Origin of the sequence: Alicyclobacillus fodiniaquatilis, from assembly GCF_042678105.1 — a bacterium.
Classification (GTDB): Bacteria; Bacillota; Bacilli; order Alicyclobacillales; family Alicyclobacillaceae; genus Alicyclobacillus; species Alicyclobacillus fodiniaquatilis.
Window position 1 is genome coordinate 1 of sequence record NZ_JBHUCX010000057.1, and the last position, 924, is coordinate 924.

Consider the following 924-nt stretch of genomic DNA (forward strand, 5'->3'; position numbering starts at 1 on the left):
GATCTCCAGAGATGATGATCGGGATATTAGGGATATTGAAAGCCGGAGGTGCTTACCTGCCAATTGACCCGAGCTATCCCGAAGAGCGTATTCGATATATGTTGGAGGACGGCAATGTAAAGTGGGTGCTTACTCCCTCAACGATATGTGATGATTTCCATTTTTCAACTCGAATTTGTCACCTCGACGAGTCGTTCTGTATGTATGATTTCGGTAATTTGGGGAAATTAAATGAATCTCAAAATCTGGCTTATGTTATCTATACATCTGGGACCACAGGGCAACCTAAAGGCGTTATGATTGAACACTGCAATATTGCACACAACTTGCAGTGGCATAAAGATGAATACGCTCTTGAGACTGGTGATGTCATTTTATTCATGCAAGGATTTGTGTTTGATCCATCTGTACTGTACACATTTTCCGCTTTATTAGCAGGAGCAACAATTTTACTGTTGCCAGATGATGATATGAGAAATCTTGATACAGTTTGTAAAGCAATAGTAGAAAGAAAAGTTACTCATTTTTGTTGCGTACCAAGTTTGTACAGTATGTTTTTGGATTTGAATAGGGCTTATGGTTATGCTTTTGGTGCGGAAAATTTACGTGTTGTGATTATGGGAGGGGAACGCTTAACAAATGCATTAGTAACACAGAGTAAATTGATGTATCCAGCGGTTGAACTTGTGAACGAATATGGTCCAACGGAGAGTAGTGTTTTATCAACAATTTGCCGAAATGTATGTTTCGGTGCACTGGTTTCTATTGGATGTCCGATCCCAGGGACTTGTGTGTACATCGTTAATGATATGGGAACTGCACAACCAATCGGGGTACTAGGGGAATTATGTGTCAGTGGAGCAGGACTTGCCCGTGGTTATCTGAATCAACCTGAACTGACGGCGGAGAAGTTTGTAGAGAATC

At 41.0% G+C, this 924-nt stretch carries 1 protein-coding gene; it reads left to right on the plus strand.

The features are described 5' to 3' along the window. Positions 1 to 14 precede the first annotated feature (14 nt). A partial coding sequence (locus ACFSB2_RS16860; protein ID WP_377944271.1) for an AMP-binding protein occupies positions 15 to 924 on the plus strand: 910 nt, incomplete at its 3' end.